This is a genomic window from Oligoflexia bacterium, from assembly GCA_035326705.1.
Classification (GTDB): domain Bacteria; phylum Bdellovibrionota_G; class JALEGL01; order JALEGL01; family JALEGL01; genus JALEGL01.
This window is the reverse complement of sequence record DAOLES010000005.1, coordinates 41,564-61,340: the sequence shown is the minus strand read 5'-3', so window position 1 is coordinate 61,340 and position 19,777 is coordinate 41,564. Positions and strand designations below refer to the sequence as shown.

The 19,777-nt window shown below is 36.2% G+C and carries 16 protein-coding genes; 7 read left to right on the top strand and 9 right to left on the bottom strand.

What is annotated here, in order from left to right:
* Positions 1-123 precede the first annotated feature (123 nt).
* The 5 genes from ispG to PKC21_08165 all read left to right on the top strand — a co-directional run bounded on the left by ispG (position 124) and on the right by PKC21_08165 (position 6,394).
* Entirely contained in the window at positions 124-2,100 is a 1,977-nt protein-coding gene (gene ispG, locus PKC21_08185) for a (E)-4-hydroxy-3-methylbut-2-enyl-diphosphate synthase (GenBank protein HMR25317.1), read from the top strand.
* A gap of 13 nt (positions 2,101-2,113) precedes the next feature.
* On the top strand, positions 2,114-3,295 hold the full coding sequence (locus PKC21_08180; protein ID HMR25316.1) for a hypothetical protein: 1,182 nt from the start codon (positions 2,114-2,116) through the stop codon (positions 3,293-3,295).
* 51 nt (positions 3,296-3,346) lie between these two features.
* On the top strand, positions 3,347-4,186 hold the full coding sequence (locus PKC21_08175; GenBank protein HMR25315.1) for a mechanosensitive ion channel: 840 nt from the start codon (positions 3,347-3,349) through the stop codon (positions 4,184-4,186).
* A gap of 26 nt (positions 4,187-4,212) precedes the next feature.
* On the top strand, positions 4,213-5,505 hold the full coding sequence (locus PKC21_08170; protein HMR25314.1) for an MFS transporter: 1,293 nt from the start codon (positions 4,213-4,215) through the stop codon (positions 5,503-5,505).
* Between the two features lie 73 nt (positions 5,506-5,578).
* Positions 5,579-6,394: an LOG family protein gene (locus tag PKC21_08165; GenBank protein HMR25313.1), complete on the top strand. Its 816-nt coding sequence runs from the start codon at positions 5,579-5,581 to the stop codon at positions 6,392-6,394.
* A gap of 22 nt (positions 6,395-6,416) precedes the next feature.
* Here PKC21_08165 and PKC21_08160 read toward each other — a convergent pair whose 3' ends face one another.
* Genes PKC21_08160 through PKC21_08150 form a run of 3 tightly spaced genes read right to left on the bottom strand, consistent with a single transcriptional unit; the run spans position 6,417 to position 8,889 of the window.
* On the bottom strand, positions 6,417-7,127 hold the full coding sequence (locus tag PKC21_08160; GenBank protein HMR25312.1) for a glycosyltransferase: 711 nt from the start codon (positions 7,125-7,127) through the stop codon (positions 6,417-6,419).
* Complete coding sequence (locus tag PKC21_08155) at positions 7,124-8,002, bottom strand: cation diffusion facilitator family transporter (GenBank protein ID HMR25311.1); 879 nt, start codon at positions 8,000-8,002, stop codon at positions 7,124-7,126. The genes PKC21_08160 and PKC21_08155 overlap by 4 nt, the downstream gene beginning before the upstream one ends.
* Before the next feature lie 32 nt (positions 8,003-8,034).
* Entirely contained in the window at positions 8,035-8,889 is an 855-nt protein-coding gene (locus PKC21_08150) for an alpha/beta hydrolase (GenBank protein HMR25310.1), read from the bottom strand.
* A 155-nt stretch (positions 8,890-9,044) separates the two neighbouring features.
* On the opposite strand from PKC21_08150, the gene PKC21_08145 reads away from it, so the two are divergent.
* Complete coding sequence (locus PKC21_08145) at positions 9,045-10,655, top strand: hypothetical protein (GenBank protein HMR25309.1); 1,611 nt, start codon at positions 9,045-9,047, stop codon at positions 10,653-10,655.
* Between the two features lie 53 nt (positions 10,656-10,708).
* Here the strand turns inward: PKC21_08145 and PKC21_08140 are convergent, their stop codons facing one another.
* From PKC21_08140 to PKC21_08115, 6 genes are all read right to left on the bottom strand, one after another.
* Complete coding sequence (locus tag PKC21_08140; protein HMR25308.1) at positions 10,709-12,139, bottom strand: pyridoxal-dependent decarboxylase; 1,431 nt, start codon at positions 12,137-12,139, stop codon at positions 10,709-10,711.
* A 119-nt stretch (positions 12,140-12,258) separates the two neighbouring features.
* Positions 12,259-12,867 (bottom strand): pyridoxamine 5'-phosphate oxidase family protein, encoded by a 609-nt coding sequence (locus PKC21_08135; protein ID HMR25307.1) that lies wholly within the window; start codon positions 12,865-12,867, stop codon positions 12,259-12,261.
* A gap of 318 nt (positions 12,868-13,185) precedes the next feature.
* Positions 13,186-14,604: a pyruvate kinase gene (gene pyk, locus PKC21_08130; protein HMR25306.1), complete on the bottom strand. Its 1,419-nt coding sequence runs from the start codon at positions 14,602-14,604 to the stop codon at positions 13,186-13,188.
* Positions 14,601-15,443 carry an SDR family NAD(P)-dependent oxidoreductase gene (locus tag PKC21_08125; GenBank protein HMR25305.1) on the bottom strand — a complete coding sequence of 281 codons (843 nt, stop codon included), beginning with the start codon at positions 15,441-15,443 and terminating at the stop codon, positions 14,601-14,603. The genes pyk and PKC21_08125 overlap by 4 nt, the downstream gene beginning before the upstream one ends.
* A gap of 46 nt (positions 15,444-15,489) precedes the next feature.
* A complete protein-coding gene (locus PKC21_08120) occupies positions 15,490-16,236 on the bottom strand; it encodes a VTC domain-containing protein (GenBank protein ID HMR25304.1) in 747 nt (248 codons plus the stop codon).
* A 6-nt stretch (positions 16,237-16,242) separates the two neighbouring features.
* Positions 16,243-16,938: a DUF4956 domain-containing protein gene (locus PKC21_08115; protein HMR25303.1), complete on the bottom strand. Its 696-nt coding sequence runs from the start codon at positions 16,936-16,938 to the stop codon at positions 16,243-16,245.
* Between the two features lie 131 nt (positions 16,939-17,069).
* Here PKC21_08115 and PKC21_08110 point away from each other — a divergent pair, with 131 nt between their 5' ends.
* Entirely contained in the window at positions 17,070-19,760 is a 2,691-nt protein-coding gene (locus PKC21_08110) for a CotH kinase family protein (GenBank protein ID HMR25302.1), read from the top strand.
* Positions 19,761-19,777 lie beyond the last annotated feature (17 nt).

The following is a 19,777-nucleotide window of genomic DNA, read 5'->3' as shown; positions in this document are numbered from 1 at the left end:
TTTTACGACAGGGAGAACCCAAACATCTTCTTTATTTTTCTTACTTTATTGTATATCCAATGACCTTTAGATTTATTATTTTGTGGCCTTGACGAAAGGCATAAATTTATAGATAAGTGTAGCATGCTAGCATACACCAACAATTTTTTACATGCTTATCGTCGTAAAACCCATGAAGTATCCGTAGGGGATATTAGAATTGGTGGACAACATAAAATTGTTGTTCAATCTATGACCACTACTCCCACCAAAGATACGCAAGCCACGGTGGATCAAATTGCTCGTCTGATCGATGTGGGCTGTCAAATTGTCCGCATTACAACCCCCAACTTAACCGAGTTAGAAAATACAGTTGAAATTCGTAAAGAAATGCAAAAACGCAATTTGCATGTGCCTTTGGTGGCGGATGTTCATTTTCAACCCAAAGTAGCCTTAAGAGCCTGTGAACTTTATGAAAAAGTGAGAATCAACCCAGGTAATTTTGCTGATAAAAAAGCTTTTAATATGGTTGAATATACTGATGCTGCCTATCAAGAAGAGTTGGATAGAATTTATGATACCTTTTTACCCTTATTGAATAAAGCCAAAGAAAATGGTGTGGCTTTGCGCATTGGCACCAACCATGGTTCTTTGTCCGATAGAATCATGAGTCGTTATGGAGACACACCTTTAGGCATGGTGGAGTCTGCCATGGAATTTTTACGTATTGCCAAGAGTGAAAACTTTCATAACATTGTGCTATCCATGAAAGCGTCTAATCCAATGGTGATGATTCAGGCGTATAGACTTTTGGTTAGTCACATGCAGCAACATGACATGCATTATCCTTTACATTTGGGTGTGACTGAAGCTGGAGATGGAGAGGATGGCCGAATCAAGTCCGCCATGGGTATTGGCAGTTTATTGGCTGATGGTTTAGGCGATACCATTAGGGTATCATTGACGGAAGATCCAGAGCATGAAATCCCAGTTGCTAAAGCTTTATTGGCATTGTATGAGCGTCCCGTTGCAACAGCCATGCAAGAAAGAGAAGCAGATAAGATGGATAATATCATTCCCAGCTGGGATATGTATCAATACCATCGTCATGCCAGCGAAAATTATGATTTAGATAAGATCAGCTATGGGCACAAACAATTGGTGCGAACAGCTGTAGGTCAACTGCAAGCAAGTGACGTAGAACTATTGAAAGATGAAGATTACCCTATTGAAAAAGTTGTGTTTAAACTGGAGACCACCAACGATAAAAATAATCAGCATAAAATAATGCATAGTTGTCTGGAGGCAAAGGTTTCTAGGTGTGTACGCATTCAAAGTTTACAAATGCAAAAGCTGGGTATCCAGCCAGAAGACTATGATGAACTAAGTGTGATGGTTAGTCCTGTCTGGGCAGAAAAACAGTATGCAGATAAATTAATGCCAATGATGGATAATAAATTATTGTGGTTGCGATTTGAGTGGCTCAGTGATGTTGATCAACTGGCCAGTATCGATCTTGAGTTTTTTGCAAAGCACAAGGTTGGTTTTGAAGTAAGAGGTCACAGTTTAATTGCCATTGTTAGAAAATTAAAAGTATGGATGGACAAGCACAGCGTGCAGTTACCCCTACACTTGGTCTATGTTGGAGAAGAAAAACTCAACAAGGAAGCAACCCAGCTTAAAGCAGCTGTAGAATTGGGCGCCTTATTGTGTGAAGGGTTAGGAGATTCGGTTGAAGTAGAAAGCGTCTTTGGCGCACAGTTTAATAGGGACTTATGTTATTTGGTTTTACAGGCTTCACGTTTGCGGATGACCAAAACCGATTATATTGCCTGTCCATCGTGTGGAAGAACCTTGTTTGATTTGCAAGAAACCACGGCAAGAATACGCAGTAAAACAGGGCATCTCAAAGGTTTAAAAATTGCTATTATGGGCTGTATTGTTAATGGACCAGGAGAAATGGCGGATGCTGATTTTGGTTACGTAGGCTCAGGTCCAGGGCACATCAATTTATACGTGGGTAAAGAGTGCGTAAAAAGAAGTATTCCCAGTGCAAAAGCCGATGAAGAATTGATTGCGCTGATTAAAGCCCATGATAAATGGATAGAACCCAGAGCGTAGACGACGTATGGGTATGCAAAAGGTTTCGGAACAAGGATGGAGCCTGCTTAAACAGGCAGTGGTACAGTCTTTTTCTAATCCTGGGCTCAGTTTTTCTTTGGCAAAGAAAAATATTCTCTCCTCACGCCAGCTTCATTCGGGTGAGCGCCGATATCTTAGTAATTTATTTTTTAATTGTATACGCTGGCGTCGGAAACTTTGGGGCGATATTGCGCCTAGTAAAATGGACTGGGAACAGATACAAAAAAAACTCACGGAGATCAATAATATGAAAAGCACATTTGATTATGTGCATTGGTCTAAGCAACCATTAGATAAAGTTGCTATTGAAGTATCTTTTCCAACATGGCTTTTGCAGCTTTGGGTGTCACAATTTGGTTTTGAACCCAGTATAGATTTGGCTTTAGCCATGAATGAGCCAGCCAAAGCAGTGTTTAGAGTGAATACCTTAAAGACAGATAGAGATTCAGTCTTAGAGTTTTTAAAAGCTGAAAACATTAGCGCTAAGCCCAGTGCATACTCACCATGGGCAATTGAACTAGAACAAAGAACCAATATCAAACATCACAGGGCTTACAAAAATGGTTGGTTAGAACCACAAGATGAAGCCAGTCAGTTGTGTGTATTAAAAATGGATTTACCAGAGCATGCTAAAGTATTGGATGCTTGTGCCCGTACAGGCGGAAAAAGTTTTGCTATGGCGGCATTATTAGAAAATAGTGGAGAAATCTTAGCCACAGATAGTGACAGTCGTGTTTTAGAAAAGCTTAAGCAAAGAGCCAGGCGTTTGGGCGTTAAGAACATTCAAACTCAGTGGGTTGGGCAAGATGATCCCAGACCCATTGTTGGGCAAAAAATGTTTGATCACGTGCTTGTAGACTCACCATGTTCTGGCTTAGGGACTTTACGGCGCAACCCTATGGCCAAATGGACTATGACCCCAACATGGGTTGAATCTTTTCCTAAATTACAAAAAAAAATTTTAAGCAGGTACAGTCAATATGTAAAAGATAAGGGCAGTTTATATTACATTACGTGCTCGTTGAATAAAAATGAAAATGAAAAAGTATGCAGTGATTTTTTATTAAAACATTCGCATTTTATTATGCAAGGAGAGCCTATTTATTTCAGACCAGATACAGAAGGAACGGACGGCTTTTTTATGCAGAAATTTATTAAAGCTGTCAAAGATTAACTGACGGTCATAAACTTGCCAGCAGATTGAGCAAATGTTAGTCAGTATAACATGGATTTTTCAAAACTATCGTTAGACAGTGTAGAAGCCAATAAAGAATGGATGCTTGAGTTAAGCATAAAGTATGGTGTAAAAATACTTTTAGCCATTGGGTTGCTTTTTATTGGCTGGATGCTATCGCTATGGGCTAGAAATGCAATTAAAAAAGTTCTTGGGCGTACAGCGGTTGATCTAACCATCACCAAGTTTGTTGCTAACATGTTTCGTTACTTGGTTTTGGGTTTGGTCTTATTATCGTGTTTAAATGTTTTTGGTATCAAAACCACCAGTATTGCGGCCATGTTGGGGGCGGCTGGTTTAGCTATAGGTTTGGCGCTACAAGGAACCTTATCTAACTTGGCAGCAGGTTTTATGCTTTTGTTGTTTAGACCGTTTAAAGTAGGTGATTTTATTGAAGCCGGTAGTGAGTCTGGAACCGTAGAAGAAATTCAAATTTTCAGTACAGTTCTTAAAAGTATCAGTAATATTAAGATTACTGTTCCTAACAGCAATATTTTCAGTTCAACTATAAAAAATTATGCTGGTTTTCCAACCAGAAGAGTTGATGTTTCTGTAGGCGTTTCTTACAGCGCAGATATGGATGCTACTCGAAAAGCCTTAGAACAAGCGGTGGCCAATACAAAACTGGGCTTAAGTGAGCCGGCATCGCAAGTTATGCTACAAAGTTTGGGGGATTCCGCAGTTAATTGGCAGGTGCGTCTTTGGTGTGATGTAAAAGATTACTGGTCAGTACATGAAGATATGGTGTATCAAGTTAAAACAGCTTTGGATAAAGCAAAAATTGAAATTCCGTTCCCACAAATGGACGTTCATGTAAAAAAAGAAGCTTAAACAATATAATAAAGAGGTCATTGATTATGGAAAAACAAAAGCATTCGTTTAAAGAGTTATTGGTCTTATTGTTACAAAAGCGAATGTTGGTTGTTTTACTCTTGGGGTTCTCAAGCGGTTTACCCATCATGGTGATTTATAAAACTTTAAAGTTATGGTTGCGTAGGGAAGGCATCGATCTATCAACCATAGGTTTTATGTCGTTTTTAGCGGTACCGTATTCTTGGAATTTTGTTTGGGCATTTTTATTGGATAGGTATACCTTCTTTAAATCATTTGGCCGCAGAAGAGGTTGGCTAGCCATCACTCAAATTGCTTTAGCTTTAAGCTTTTTAGCTTTGAGTTTTGCTCAACCCCAACAATCGTTGACCTTGATTGCAATTGCCGGCTTTTTACTGTGTTTTTTTAGTGCCACGCATGATGTTGCGGTTGATGCGTATCGTAATGAAATTTTAGATGAAAGCGAACTTGGTGTTGGGGCCTCGTTTGGTGTTTATGGCTATCGTGTTGCCATGTGGGTGGCCAGTGGTTTTTGTATCTGGATTGTTGATGCTGACACCTGGAATTGGACATTCAATCAAATGTTTCGTTTATTATCCTTCTTTGCCCTCTTGGGTTTATTGGTAACTTTTTGGGCAGATGAGCCAGAAAACTACAGCAAAAAAGTATCATCCTTAACACAGGCTGTTGTTCATCCCTTTCTTGATTTTTTTAAAAGAGAATCAGCGATTTTAATTTTATTGTTTATTTTATTGTACAAGTTTGGTGATGCCATTTGTGGATCAATGACCTCGCCATTTTATGCAGATTTGGGTTATAGCAATAAAGATATTGGTGCTATCAGTTCTACAGTTGGGTTTTTCTCTACCATGGCCGGACTTTTTATTGGTGGCGGTGTGATTTATCGTTTTGGGTATAAAGCAGGTCTATGGGTTGGTGGTATTTTGCAAGCATTATCAACAGGGGCCTATGCAATCTTGGCTTACGTAACAACCAAAATGGTTTTTGCAGGTATAGTGTTTTTTGAAGATATGTCCAGTGGCATCGGTACAGCTGCGTTGGTGGCTTTGATGGGAAAATTAACCAATAAAAGTTTTACAGCCAGCCAATATGCTTTATTTGCCAGTTTGGCTTCTTTTGGGCGCACATTTTTTTCAGGATTTGCCGGCCAATTAATTGAATACATGCAAGCCCATACTTTACTTACGGTTCAACATGCCGGTTATGCGCAGTTTTTTGTCAGTGGTATGTTAATGGCAATACCGGGCTTAATCTGTCTTTATGTTTTAGGTAAACGCACAGAAGAAGTTTTAAAATAAAAGTTCAATTTTTATCTGGCCATAAACTTGAATAAAACTATACGCTTAAAATTGTATCTGTTACTTTGTCACGATGAAAAAAATATCAAAGCGTCAATTGGACAAGTTTTATGAAAGCCAATATTTTATTCATTCACGGGAAGCACGTCCTCTTAGAATTTTAGCAGAATACTTAGGGCCTGAAGAAGCTTTGGCCAAAGAAGGCGTAGAAGATACCATTGTTTTTTTTGGTTCCGCGCGTTCTATTCCACTTAAAGAAGCAAAAAAAGAGCAAAAAGAGTTTTTAAATAAATTGGACAAAAAAAATCCTACATCCCTACAAGCACAAAAAGTTCATCGCCTAGAAAAAAAAGTGAAGCTTGCCCAATATTATGAAGACGCAGTGGATTTAGCCAAACGTTTAACGCAATGGACACAAAAAACTCACGGCAAAAAACAAAAATATTATATTTGTTCTGGAGGTGGTCCCGGCATGATGGAGGCCGCCAATAAGGGAGCAAAGCAAGCTAAAGGAAGATCCATTGGTTTAAATATTTCTTTGCCTTTTGAACCCAATAGCAATCCTTATATCAGTCCGGAGTTGAATTTTGAGTTTCATTACTTTTTTATGCGTAAATATTGGTTTGCCTATCAATCCAAAGCCTTGGTGATTTTTCCAGGTGGTTTTGGTACCTTGGATGAGTTAGCAGAATTAATGACCTTAATGCAAACTCAAAAGATTAAACGAAAAATTCCTGTGGTTATTTATGGTACAGAATATTGGAATGATGTGATGAATATGAATGCCATGGCTGATTGGGGCACCATCAGTGATAAAGACATAGACTTGATTCACTTTACAGATACGGTAGAAGATGCCTATCAATACTTAACTAAAGTATTGCCTTAATTTTTCTGAATCCTTTTTAAGTTTATTTTTGATAGCGAGAGTTTAAGGATAAGTTTTTTTCATAAAGTTTATCAATACTGTTAGGGTGAATCCCAACAATAAATAATATTTTAGCTATTTGGTTTAGTAAGGCTTGTTTGAATAGACCATTTTTTTTAAAACGTATGGATGATGTTGTGCTAATTGCGGGCAATAAAATAGGTTTAGCGTATTGTTTTAGTTTATTGGACAATAAGGTGTCTTCAAAAATTTTAACGTCTTCAAACAAGGGTTGATAGGTTAAAAATTGTTTGTGTAAAAAGATGCAATGATCCAAGTAAACAATTTGCTTATATCGTAAACGAATATGATTAGAGTACCAAGAGGTAAAACTGTACAATAACCCACTGTGATCAAAACAGTGGGTAAATCCGCCCCACGTATCAGATTTGAGAGATTCTAATTGTTTAAAAGCATCTAAACTGAGAATGGAACGTGGGTGGTGCAAAATAATAATATCACCTGTAGCATATTGTAAGCCAAGGTTAAGCCGAGCTGCTCTTGAGCTGTTTGCAAGAGACGCATAAATTATATTGGGATATTGTTCAATGATAGATAATGTTTTGTCAGTGCTACCACCGTCAATACAAATTAATTCAAGATTTTTATTGGAACTATAAAGCTTTAAGGCTTTTATAAAAAATGGGTTATGTTCTTCGTTGAAACAAGAAAAAATAAGGGAGATTTTTTTCATGTGTGCACTTCTTTAACATGCGGCTCAGTGTGAATAAGAACATCATATATACCTGGAATGTTGGCTTTGATTTTATCTTCAATGATGTGTGCCAATTTATGCGCATCATAGATGGTCATTTTAGGATCTACACGAATACTCAAATCAACAAAAGCACTACCTTTTTTACCACGCGTTCTAATATTGTAACATTTTAAGACACCTTTGACTGAGTAGGCAATCTCATAAATATCGTCTATGTTGATAAAAGCTGCATCAGATAAAACCAATAAGGTTTCTTTAAAAAGCTTGAAAGCAGTATAAGCTAAAAATAAAGCAATGAATATGGTTAATAGAGAATCCAGCCAATATATTTTATAGTATACACATACCAAGCCAACAAGAACACTAAATGAAATCCAAAAGTCACTGGCAGTATGATGAGCATCAGCATGAAGAATGTCACTGTTGTATTCTTTTGCTTTTCTAAGTTCATAACGTGAGAGTAAAATATTAATGGTCATGGTCATAAGCATGATGGCAAGGCCAATTGGGTGAAATTTTGGTTCTGATCCATGAATGATTTTTTCAATGGCATGGGTAAATAATTCCCAAGCAGTTAAAGTGATCAGTGAAGAAATGATTAAGATAGCCAAAGTCTCAAATTTTTGATGACCATAGTGGTGATTGTCGTCTTCTGGTTGAGAAGCAAAGTAGATGGATACCAGTCCAATAATACTGGCCCCACTGTCAGCAAAAGAGTGTACGCTATCAGCCAGTACAGACAAAGAAGAAGACCAAAGGCCATATATTAGTTTTAAGGCAGATACAAAAAGATTAAGAAATAATGCCAACCAAAGTACACGCTGACTTTTATGCCGGGAGTGCATGTGCATAATAATGCCTTATCACATGTCTTACGACTTGGTTAAATATTTTTTTTGTCTATCAGGTTTAATAAATTCTCAATAATAAGATTGCTCTGTGACCAAGGGATAAAATGATTTGCTTTATTTAAAATTGTAATGTTTTCATTGGAAATATGCATATGTTTTTGCATATAAGAAATATTTTCTACTGGAACCAAATCATCTTTATTGCCATGCAAGACCAAGATATTTTTTTTTGCCAATAACTTTAGTTGAGGCTTTAATTTTAATAAGTCCTGCTTAAGGTGAAGAATCTCTTCATTACAGTGTACTAAAGGTTTGGGTATAAGCCATTTAAAAATTTTCCATTGAGCGGGATACTGAAACCATTTGGTTTTTTCTAAATCAGGGTCCATTGAAGCAGCTAAAAAATAAAGTGTATTGATATTGAGGGTGTCTGCAAGTTCAATAGCCATTTTTGCTATTAAGGGACCACCGTAAGAATGACCAATTAATGTGATAGAATGATTTAAATTAAACTCTTTTTTTAAGATGGCATTAAGCATCTGTGCTTGACTGCCCAATAACTTTTCTGAACCTTGATCTATAAAGGTGCCATAACCGGGGCGATCAAAGACCAATAAACCAAAATTTTCCTTGAGTTTTTTGCTATTGAGATAATAAGAAAAACTTTTCCATGATCCTGGTGATCCATGGACAAAAACCAAAATATTCTTATGTTGGTCAGGATTAGAATAAACATAGCTAAGGTCTCTATTTTTAAATTTTAAATGTTTAAATTGGTTTAAAGGACTTTTTTTGGCTGAGGCTGAGCTTTCATGAATCAGATTTTGATAGGGAAAACAAGCCGTCAATGACAATAGTATTAAAATATAAAATATGAGGTATCGCATTTAGATCTATGTTATTACACCAAAGACTGTATATAGAATAATAACTTATGTTTGATAAAGTTTTTATTGAAAATGTTTATTTATTAAGACTTTTGTGAAACCTAGCCTTAATAAGCTTTAGAGATACAAATAACTAAAAAATTAATAAAACTAAAATGACAGCATTATTTGAAGCCATAAAACAATCTATTATGGCACACCCATATTTAAGCTTATTTTTTACAACCTTTATCAGTGAGGATGCTGCATTTTTTTATGCATTATTTTCTCATGAGCTCAATAGCAGCAATTTAGCAATAGCATATATTGGAGGCATTCTTGTTGGAGATACAGTCTTGTATTTTCTTGGTTATTTATCAAGAGTATTGCACACGAGATTTTTTTTAAAAAAAGTCCCTACTGACTTAAAAAAGATAAAACATGTAGAATCTATGGATATTTGGTTGATGATGACCCGCTTTTTACCTGGGACGCGTTTGCTGACCTATACCTATTTAGGGTATCAAAATTATTCAATAGTAAGGTTTATTGGTATTTTATGTTTGGCAACATTTTTTCAAATCAGTATTGGTTTTGGCTTTGTAAACTTTTTTGCACATCAGTTTAATATTGAAAAATGGTTACATAAAGCACTGGTAGCCTTATGTGCAATGGTATGCAGTATTCTCGTGTTTAAAAGTATTGTATTTATTTTAAAGTGGAAAGATTTAAGTATTGATGCGTTTAAAGTGAAGTTGATTGCTTATTATAGATTGATATACAAAGAGTTTTGGCCTTCGTTATGGATGTACAGTTTGATGATCCCAGGGTTTATTTATCTAATCATAAAATACAGAGGCTTTAGTTATTTTTTATACTGCAATCCAGCTATTATAAACAGCGGAATTGTTGGTGAAAGTAAAGATGATCTGGATAAATTGTTACAAGCTATACCTAAAAAATTTTTATTGGCTCAAGTTATGGTTGAGAAAAAATCAACACTGAATTTTTCAGACCTGAAGCAATTAATGCATGAAAAAAATATTCAATTGCCCTGTTATGTTAAGCCTATTTTGGGTCATAGAGGGTTGATGGTAAAAAGAATTAATACTGAAGAAGAATTAAAAGAATACAGTGATATTGCTCAGTTTGACTTTCTAATTCAGGAACTTTGCTCTGCTCAGGAAGAAATGGGTTTGTATTTTTTAAAAAAAGAAGGTCAATTTTCTATATTTTCCATTACAGACAAAAAGTTTCCTTATGTGATAGGAGATGGAAAGAAAAGTTTAAAGCAGCTTATTATGAAAGATTCTTATTTAAAGTTGTTTTCACCCAATTATTTTAAAAAGCATTGGAATAATTGGAACACTGTTTTAAAAAATAATGAAAAATTTTTCTTAACTGATACAGGTAATCATAACCAAGGCTGTATTTTTAAAAATGGTATTCGTTATAACAATGAAAATTTAAGGATTATACTCAATGCAATATTAAATGATGTAAAAGGTATTAACATTGGTAGATTTGATTTGAAGTACAATTTAAATGGCAATGAGATAGATGAACAAAGTATAAAAATCATTGAGCTTAATGGTGGCAGTGCTGAACCCACGCATATTTATGATAAAGATACGAGCTTGTTTGAGATGTTTTCAAGTCTTTTCCAACAATACGATTATATGTTTCAAGTTGGAAAAAAAAATTACCAAAAAGAACAAGTGGCATGGAACACAAAATCTTTTTTAAAAGACTGGCTTGCCTATATCAAGCAAACCAAACATTATTAAACGATTACCTCAAAAGGTACGGCCTTACTTTTGAGATATATTTGTTTTGCTTCTCAAAAGTAAGGCCGTACCTTTTGAGATAAAATTTCTAGTGCAGTTTTTTCTATCATCTTAAACAGTTGATGCAATTGGTCTTGCTGCATATTGGGATTGGCAAGAATTAAACGAATAATTAAATCATCGTCAATATAAGCATAATTAATCATGGCTTGCCCTGTGTGAAGTAGCCTAGTGCGAATAGCAAGATTAAGGTCATTGGTTTGTTGTTGGGTATAACCTGGATGAATATATTGAAAACATATATTCAAAGATTCCACTGGACCAAAAAGTTTAAAGCTGGGGTGCTCTTCTATCCATTGAGTAAAAAAATCAGCTTGTTTATAAAGACCATCAATATGATCATGCATGCCTTCATGCCCTAAGGCTTGCCAAGTTAGATAGAGCTTAAGTGCATCAACTTTACGTCCACATTGAATAGATATTGGGCCTAAATTATAATTGGCCTCTTCATCTCTATAAATATATTTATCTGAATTGCCATGCTTATGGGCCTTGGCTAACATTCCTTTTTCTTTAAATAAAAGCATTGCACACATTAAGGGTAGACCCAGCATTTTATGAGCATCCCAAGCAAGAGAATCAGCTCTTTCTATGCCTTGCATTAAGTCTTTATATTTTTTATGCCACAAGACTGAAGCTCCCCAGGAGCCATCAACATGCAACCATAATTTATAACGGTCAGTTATATTTGCAATATCATTGATAGAGTCAAAAGCGCCTCTCACAGTTGTCCCTGTGGTAGCGGATACAAAAAAAGGTGTTTGATTTTTTTTCAAACTCTGTTCAATACATGTTTGTAAATGGGAGACATCCATTTTCCCGTTATCTAAAGTATTAATTTTGTAAATATTATTGATGCCAAGACCTATGACATTGGCTGCTTTAGCAAAAGAGTAGTGAGCATCTTTTGAAACAAAAAGACTTAAGGCTTGGTGCTTGTAGCCATCCATAGCGATACTAGGGTCAAGATGGTTTCTTGCTGCCAAAAGTGCGGACATATTTGAGGCACTGCCTCCGGTGGTAAAGATACCTTCCCCTTGTTTGAAATGGGCTAAATTTAAACATTCGGTAATAACTTTTTTTTCTACCATGGTAGCAATGGGGGCAGTTTCATAAGTGTACATTGATGTATTGAATGCTGTACTGACCATTTCTGCTAAAAATGAAGGAAAAGAAAAGCCTGACCATAGTTGATTACAAAAATAGGGGTGATAGGTTTTTGCACTGTTGTTAATATAAGTTTTAATTTGTTCATAAAGTTGATCTGCATTAAGTCCCGTTTGCGGTAAATCTAAAGCAACCTGATTGTGCCGGGTTTGCGGATCTAGATAGTTTATAATTGGTGTTGGCTTATCAAGATCTAAACTTTCATGAATTAAATCAAGAACTTTTTGGGCCAATTCTTGGTCAAAGTGCTGTAGCATGCGCCTGTCATAGCAGAAAAATGTCTTAAGGTCACTTCATACAATTGTATTTATAGGGATCTGCACTCAAACCTAATTTATAATAGGGTTTAGTTTAGGTATATATTCTTAATAAAAAATTAGTTGTTTTTTGGATCAGGAATGGGGTCTTCAAATTTTAAGGAACAAGGGATTATTCCAGCCCAAACGGGCAAAGCGTAATCGGCTTCATCATCAACAGGAGGACCTGTTCTGATTTTAGCAGAGGCTTCAGCTAGGCTTACTTTAAAAAAACCAGTGGCTTTGAGTTCTTGTTCATTAGGATGGCGGATCTGTGGCCAGCGATCAGGTGCAATAAAATCAATCAGAGCTTTAGAAGCCAGAAGTTTTTCTTCTTGCTCTGTCACCATCTGTGCTTGGCCATATACAATGACGGAACGATAGTTCATAGAATGGTGAAAGGCTGATCGTGCCAAGACCAAAGCATCCAAATGGGTGAAAGCCAAGCTTATTTGTGGATGGTCAGCTAAAGACTGGAACATGCGATTTTTACTTGAGCTATGGAAATAGACAAAATCATCAACTCTGCAAAAAGCCATGGGCAAAATACCAGGATAACCTTCTACCATAAAGGCAAGATGGCAAATTTTACTTTCATCAATAATAGAATAAATGGTTTTAATATCATAGTGGCCACGATGGGCTCTGCGTTTAACTTGAGTTCTCGAACTGGGTGCTGGTTGAGACATAGCATAGCTTATATCTGATGAACCATGCAGCGTCTACAGATTTTGATTGTCAAAATTAAACTAGAGAATGAATAGCAAACAAATACATTTGAAGAGAAGGAAAAGAAAAGAAGGTTTATCCTGAATTTTCCCCGGGTGGGATGGCCGCAAGGTGCGGCATAAGTTATACTAGCTCATTGCAAGGCAAAGCCTTGCTCTTCACAAGTATAGCTTTAAATTTGACCGAGACCGCGTCTTGGTCAAAGAAGGGGGGGCCTGCATAAGTTATTGTAAGACACATGGTCTAACAATGACTAAAGATTCCCCCTTGCAAAACAACTAAACAAAATCACCAATGTTATGAATTTTCATCATATTGGTGGCACCTACGCTGAGTTTTGAACCAGCAGTGATAACAACTGTATCTTTCTTTTTAAAGACCTTTTCTTTGATTAAGGTTTGATCACCATAGGCAATAAGATTATCCATAGATTCTGCAGCTGGACTAATATAGGCTCTAACATTACGAATCAAGCTCATTTTTTGACAAGTTTTTGCATGCGGGGTTAGGGCATAGATAGGGACCTCTGGATGCATTTTGGATAACATCATGGCGGTGTTGCCACTCTCTGTGTAGGTAACAATACCCTTATGTAATTTTGGGTCAGCAATTTTTGCAGCAGCATTTAAAACGGAGTGTTGTGGATTTTTTGGATCGTGAAAATCTGGATGCCAAGAAAAATCACGATGGCTTTCTGCATACTTAATAATTTTAATCATGGTTTTAACGGTTTCCATGGGATATTTGCCAGAAGCGGTTTCGCCAGACAGCATGACAGCATCAGTTCCATCCCAAATAGCATTGGCCACATCCGTTGTTTCTGCTCTGGTTGGACGTGAATTATGCGTCATAGATTCTAACATTTGAGTAGCGGTAATCACGGGTTTAAATGCCTTATTGGCCAAACGTATGAGCTGTTTTTGAATCACCGGTACTTTTTCAGTTTCTATTTCTACACCTAAATCACCACGGGCAATCATGATTCCGTCAACCAGTTGTATAATGCTATCTATACGACGTAAGGCTTCAGGTTTTTCTATTTTGGCAATGATCGGTATATCAATGCCCAGTTTTTTCATTTCTTTTTGTACATTGATGATGTCTTTTTCAGTTTGAATAAAAGACAAAGCAATAAAATCAACCTGAACATCCTTAAGCATTTTAATGGCTTTTTTATCTCTAAAGGTAAAGGCCGGGATATCCAGTTTTTTTCCGGGGATATTGATTCCCTGACGTTCTTTAAGTTCACCACCAACCGTCACTTTACAATAAATATTTTGCCCTTCAATTTTGTTTACAATCAACTGTAATTTGCCATCAGCCAATAAGATTTTATCATTTTTGCTTAGTAACGAAGGAAGCTTAGGAAAATCAACCGGTAAAACGCCTTCTTTACCTAAAACTTTTTCTGTTGTCAGAAGCCAACGGCTATTGGCTTTTAAAAAAAGTGTTTCACTGTTTTCAAATAAGCCCAAGCGTAATTTGGGTCCAGGAAGGTCCGCTAAAATACCCACGGGGTGATTGACTTTTTGGGCAAGCATACGAATCCGTTTAATCAGCTGGGCATGTTGCTCATGTGTACCATGAGAAAAGTTAAGTCTAAAAATATTGACCCCAAGTTTAATGAGGCGAGCAATATTTTTTTCACTTGAACTTGCTGGGCCTAAAGTGGCAATAACTTTTGTTTTTCTATTCATGAAGACTTCCTTGTATTGTGCATGAAAGCTTGAGGCGCATTTTTTTCTTGGGATCTTTTTTTATAATGGTAAAGCATGATCCAATCAAGCAATGACGGGGACAAGCGTTGTAAGTAGACTAATAGTTTTCCCCAAAAAGTCAAATAGACCCTTCTTTTGTTGGATGCAATGGCATGATCTATGGCTTTTGCTACAGACTCTGCGCTTGCACCAAGCTTGTTTGATAAGCCTGGATTTAAATGGGGATTGTTAGAGTTTTCTTGAAACTCTGTTTTGGTAAGCCCTGGACAAATTAAACTGAAGTTAACTCCATAAGGTTTAAGCTCAAGATAAGCCGATTCATCTAAGGCGTTGAGCGCAAATTTACTCATGCAGTAGGCACTGCTCCCAGGGATAGAACGAATACCAATAACAGACGAGACATTAACAATATGTCCATAACCTTGCTGCTTAAATAAGGGTGCTAGCTTTTGCATCAACCATAAGGGCGCTAAAAGATTGCATCTAAAAATATTTTCTAGATTTTTATCATTGATTTGTTCAATGGGGGCATAATACCCGTAACCAGCGTTATTGATGAGTACATCAATACGTTTGAATTGTTGGTGAATTGAATGGACTATTTTTGTTGCCGTAGATTTTTTTGAAAGGTCTCCCACAATGTAAATGGCTTTAGCGCCTATATGCGCTAATTCTTGGGTCAATTGTTGTAAAAGGTTCTCAGATCTTGCAACAAGAATAAAATTGCATTTGTATTGAGCTAAACGTAAAGCCGTAACCCGACCAATGCCTTTTGAAGCACCGGTAATGACAACGACAGATTCTGACGAAAGTTGCATAACAAATGATATACAAGGTCTACTAAAATTGTAAATATATTGCTGTTCAAATACTATTAAGCATAGGGAAAATGGATTTTTGTACAATTGTATCTAGAGCTTGATTGTATTTAGAGAATTTTTCTTTTTTAGAATCACTTAAAGCAATAATTTTATTGATTTCAGCATATTTAAGATCACAATCTTTTAACTCCAAAACACCAAGCATGCTTTGTGTCTGGCAGCGCTGTGTAAAAGCATTTAAAAATAAATCTGGAGATAAGGGAATAATATTTGAATCTAAAGTGATTCTACTTTTTTGATTGCTGTGAATAAAGCTTAGTCGTTCATACAATACGGTAACCACAGCTTGCAAGCTTTGTTTTTTATAGGATGGCGTATTTTTTCTATAAAAATGCCAGAGATCTGGGCCAAAGATAGACTGGCAATCATTGTGTAATAGATTGTCTTGTTCAAGGATATGAGGGTGTAAAGTTTTAACGGCTTTGTAACATACTCTGCCTTGTCTATGTTTCACTTCAGCTTTTATAACTTTAAAACCAGTGTCATTGATGTCTGAGCTGGCATAGCTGCGTAAACGCAACTTTGATTTTTTTAAGACGCCATCTTGGGAGTCATGATAATTGATTAAATTGGGTGTATCCCAATACAAGGAAGCCACCCAGTAGGGTTTTTGATCATGACAATGGCTGTCTAATTGCCAACTGGGATGGTTCCACAAAATCGTTTTAATTTTTTGTAAATGATCCTCTGAACAGGGATATTTTAACTCTATTCTTGAGCTTATGCGCATAACTCTTTAGAGGTAGATAGAAAAATCATTTGCAGCGATATTTTTACGCTCTACCAATGTTTTGAGATTTTCAAACCATTGGTCTGCTGGAATTTTACCGTTAAGTTTTAAATCAAAGGTATAAAGGTTTTCATTGTTTTGCGCTTGATTAATCTGTCTTAAATCCGCAGCCAAAACAGTTTTTTTAAAATCAGTTTTAAAGGTTTGAATCATTAAGTCTGGAGTAGAAGCTTTAAATTGTAAGGTAATCAATTGTTCATGGGTCATGGCAAACATGCTCTCACTGATGACCCACCATAAAAAACTAATAAGTACAGTTGATAAAATTGCTAAAGCAAAAAATCCTGCCCCGCAGGCAATTCCTATGGCCATGACAAAGAAAATGGCAACAATATCAATGATGTCTTTAACGGCGTTTCTAAACCTGACAATGGATAAAGCTCCAGCTAAAGAAAAAGCTCTGGCCAAGTTATTGCCCACAGCTTGCATGATAAAGGCAGCAACCATGCTCAGTAAAACCAATGAAATTAAAAAGTGAAGTTCTAGGCCTCGACTGCGATGAAAACGTTGGTAAAATTTACTGACCATCAAGCTCAATATGAAGCTCAGAACAATAGCCATACTCAAGCGAACCATATCAAAAGATCCCATGGGGGGCGATTGAAGTTGGCTGTAGTCAAAATAAGAAAATAACTGATCCATGTTGGGCAAAGATTATGAAAAAAAAGTGAGCTTGACAAGCTAATGTCAGTATCGTGATCTAAATTTATGGTTTGAATTGGATAATTTTTAGGCAAATTAAATGAAGATGGATAAAGTATCCTAAAAATTGTATGCGTATTTTTTCTTCATTTTCAATCATGCACTTTTTTATGGTTGTGCTGATCTTTATAGGGACCTTTTTTACAAGCAGTCATTTGCGTTTGTATTTTGATATACAACGTTTTTCTACAGCTGTCCGTGATGGTGCGCCATTAACCGGGCACGAAAAACAACAAAAAAATAAATACATCAAAGAACAGACCAAAAGCAATATTTACAATGCTTTGACCTGGCGGCCCAGTATCGGAAAAATCAACATACCCAGCATAGAATTAAAAATTCCACAAAATATATTGGATGCTTGGAGAAAGTCTAAGCAAAAGCCCACAGCAGATTGGAAAAATGCTTTATCCAAAACCTGGGCACAGCAGTACGAACCCATAAAAGTCAGGGTAAGAGGAGATTACTCTTATCACTGGGGGGTGGAAACACCTTCCCTTAAAATAAAAATGCCCAAAGGCCAGAGTTTCTTGGGTTATAGAAAGTTTAACTTGATCAACCCAAGAAGTGCCACAGGATTTGAGCGGGTCATAGGAGCGCAATTGGCAACAACCATAGGTTTACTCAGTGAAGATGTTGCCTTTGTAAGGGTTTTTGTCAATGGTGAAAATTGGGGGCCCTTTCAGTTTGTGGGTTCACTGGAAGAAGCATGGTTAAGAAAACAGAAACAACTTCCAGGAGATGTCTATTCTGGTGAGGTTGAGCCCGTCAGTAAAGCCAAAGGCATTGTGGTTAAAGAGTCCAAGGAAGATATTTGGTTTAAGCAACAGTATTGGGAAAAAGTCAGTTACAACAATGCCATTCAAAGAGATGATTTTTCTTGGTGGCAACAAGGCAGCCAAGCCTTACAAGATGGTTTTTTACAAGCAAGTCCTAACAGCAGAGAAAATTTTGAAAAATATTTTGATGTTGAAAGTTTGTTAAAGCTCATGGCATTGGAAAATTATATTGGTAGTAGACATACAGACCGGTTGCACAATTGGAAGCTTTTACATGATCCAGCCAATGGTAAATTAAGAGCAATAGCTTGGGATATGTGGGGACATGGTCAAGGAGCAAAAGCAGATGATAAAGATTTGTTTTGGCCATTGGCATTGCCACAACTGAATGTGCTTAAGCATTCAGATTTGTATTTAAGGAAAAATCAGATTTTATATCAACTGCTAAAACTTGATGAAGAGCAAGAAGTCACACTTAATACGCTGCATTTTTTAAAAAAAGAAGTTTTGCCTCTTTATCAATATGCAAAACACATTCATAGACCCATTTGGATTAAGCTTGATCCCTGGACAGAGGTGGGAACAGCTTTAGAACAAAAACGATCAGACATAGATCAGTTTTATAGAAGAATAGGTGATTACTATTATGCAAGAAATCAAAACTTAAAGCAGATTTTAAATGATGTTAATGTAGAAGCAAGTTTAATAAGCACAGGATCAAAATATCAATTAAAACTCAGTATCATGGGAGAATCAGCAGTTGAATTAAAAAACATTGATGGTCAAAGTATCTATTCATTTATAGACGATCAAAAGCCAAGCGTTTTATACCCAGCGGTTAGTATAGAACCATATAAAATATGGCATTCTTCTTTTAAAGCACAATGGCAAAAAAAATATTATTACTATGATTTAAAGTCTAAAGTTAAGCCAAAAAAATTAGAGTTTGTTAACTTGGTGACAGAGAGAAAGTTTGATGTTGATGTAAAAATCAACGCCATTGAAAAAGAACATAAACTAAAAAACAATCAATATTACAATATTGATCCAAAGGTAAAAGTTTTAGAAGATGTTGTGATAGGTCCTGGTCAGTACAACTTTAAGGAAGATAAGATTTTTCCTCCAGGTCAAAAAGTTCAGATTATGCCTGGAACCAATATTGTTTTGGCACCAGGAAAAAATTTAATCATACAAGGAGATCTTGTTGCTAAAGGCAGTCAAGCACAGCCTATTCGTATTTATGCTCTGGATAAAAACAAAGCATTTGGGGCTGTTGTTGTTCAATCAGCAAATACTGTTACGATGGAACATGTTCATATAGAAAATGGTAGTGGAGCAGCTTACAATGGCGTTAACTACACGGGCATGTTGTCTATATACAATGCAAAGAGGGTAGGTTTTTCTCATGTGCATCTAAAAAATAATCATATTTATGATGATATGGCCAATCTAAAACATGTTAAGTCTTTTTTGATGGATAACTGCGTCTATGCGCAAGCCTATGCCGATGGTTTAGATTTGGATTATGCCAAAGGTCAAATTATCAATAGTCAGTTTATTGATACCGGTAATGACGGCTTAGATATGATGGGCAGCCAAGTAAATATTAAAAACAGTTTCTTTAAAAACAATAGGGATAAAGGAATTAGTGTTGGAGAAGCAAGTTTAGCTCAGATACAGAACAGTACTTTTTATAATGTATCTTTAGCTATAGCTGTAAAAGATTTATCCATTGTGCAAGTAAGTGATAATACTCTAAGTAGAGTGAAAAAGTTTGCAAGTTTGTATCAAAAAAGTGCTTATTATTATATGGGCGGAGTTTTACTAGATGCTCATTTAAAAGACAAAGCTTATGATGTCGATCCTTTGAGTATTGCAACGATAGACTTAGAGCATATTCAAGTGCCTAAAAACCGAGAGAAAGCTGTTCCCTTAGGTCAACAGATCGAGTTGTTTAAACATTTTAGAAATACAAATGAGTAGAAAGAAAAACATTCTGT

Excerpts from the sequence above, each read along its gene's own strand:
- PKC21_08175 (HMR25315.1), top strand. The coding sequence starts at position 3,347 with ATGGATTTTTCAAAACTATCGTTAGACAGTGTAGAAGCCAATAAAGAA.
- PKC21_08165 (HMR25313.1), top strand. The coding sequence starts at position 5,579 with ATGAAAAAAATATCAAAGCGTCAATTGGACAAGTTTTATGAAAGCCAA.
- pyk (HMR25306.1), bottom strand. The coding sequence starts at position 14,604 with ATGAATAGAAAAACAAAAGTTATTGCCACTTTAGGCCCAGCAAGTTCA.
- PKC21_08170 (HMR25314.1), top strand. The coding sequence starts at position 4,213 with ATGGAAAAACAAAAGCATTCGTTTAAAGAGTTATTGGTCTTATTGTTA.
- PKC21_08180 (HMR25316.1), top strand. The coding sequence starts at position 2,114 with ATGCAAAAGGTTTCGGAACAAGGATGGAGCCTGCTTAAACAGGCAGTG.
- ispG (HMR25317.1), top strand. The coding sequence starts at position 124 with ATGCTAGCATACACCAACAATTTTTTACATGCTTATCGTCGTAAAACC.
- PKC21_08140 (HMR25308.1), bottom strand. The coding sequence starts at position 12,139 with ATGCTACAGCACTTTGACCAAGAATTGGCCCAAAAAGTTCTTGATTTA.
- PKC21_08115 (HMR25303.1), bottom strand. The coding sequence starts at position 16,938 with ATGGATCAGTTATTTTCTTATTTTGACTACAGCCAACTTCAATCGCCC.
- PKC21_08135 (HMR25307.1), bottom strand. The coding sequence starts at position 12,867 with ATGTCTCAACCAGCACCCAGTTCGAGAACTCAAGTTAAACGCAGAGCC.
- PKC21_08155 (HMR25311.1), bottom strand. The coding sequence starts at position 8,002 with ATGCACATGCACTCCCGGCATAAAAGTCAGCGTGTACTTTGGTTGGCA.
- PKC21_08160 (HMR25312.1), bottom strand. The coding sequence starts at position 7,127 with ATGAAAAAAATCTCCCTTATTTTTTCTTGTTTCAACGAAGAACATAAC.
- PKC21_08145 (HMR25309.1), top strand. The coding sequence starts at position 9,045 with ATGACAGCATTATTTGAAGCCATAAAACAATCTATTATGGCACACCCA.
- PKC21_08125 (HMR25305.1), bottom strand. The coding sequence starts at position 15,443 with ATGCAACTTTCGTCAGAATCTGTCGTTGTCATTACCGGTGCTTCAAAA.
- PKC21_08110 (HMR25302.1), top strand. The coding sequence starts at position 17,070 with ATGCGTATTTTTTCTTCATTTTCAATCATGCACTTTTTTATGGTTGTG.
- PKC21_08150 (HMR25310.1), bottom strand. The coding sequence starts at position 8,889 with ATGCGATACCTCATATTTTATATTTTAATACTATTGTCATTGACGGCT.
- PKC21_08120 (HMR25304.1), bottom strand. The coding sequence starts at position 16,236 with ATGCGCATAAGCTCAAGAATAGAGTTAAAATATCCCTGTTCAGAGGAT.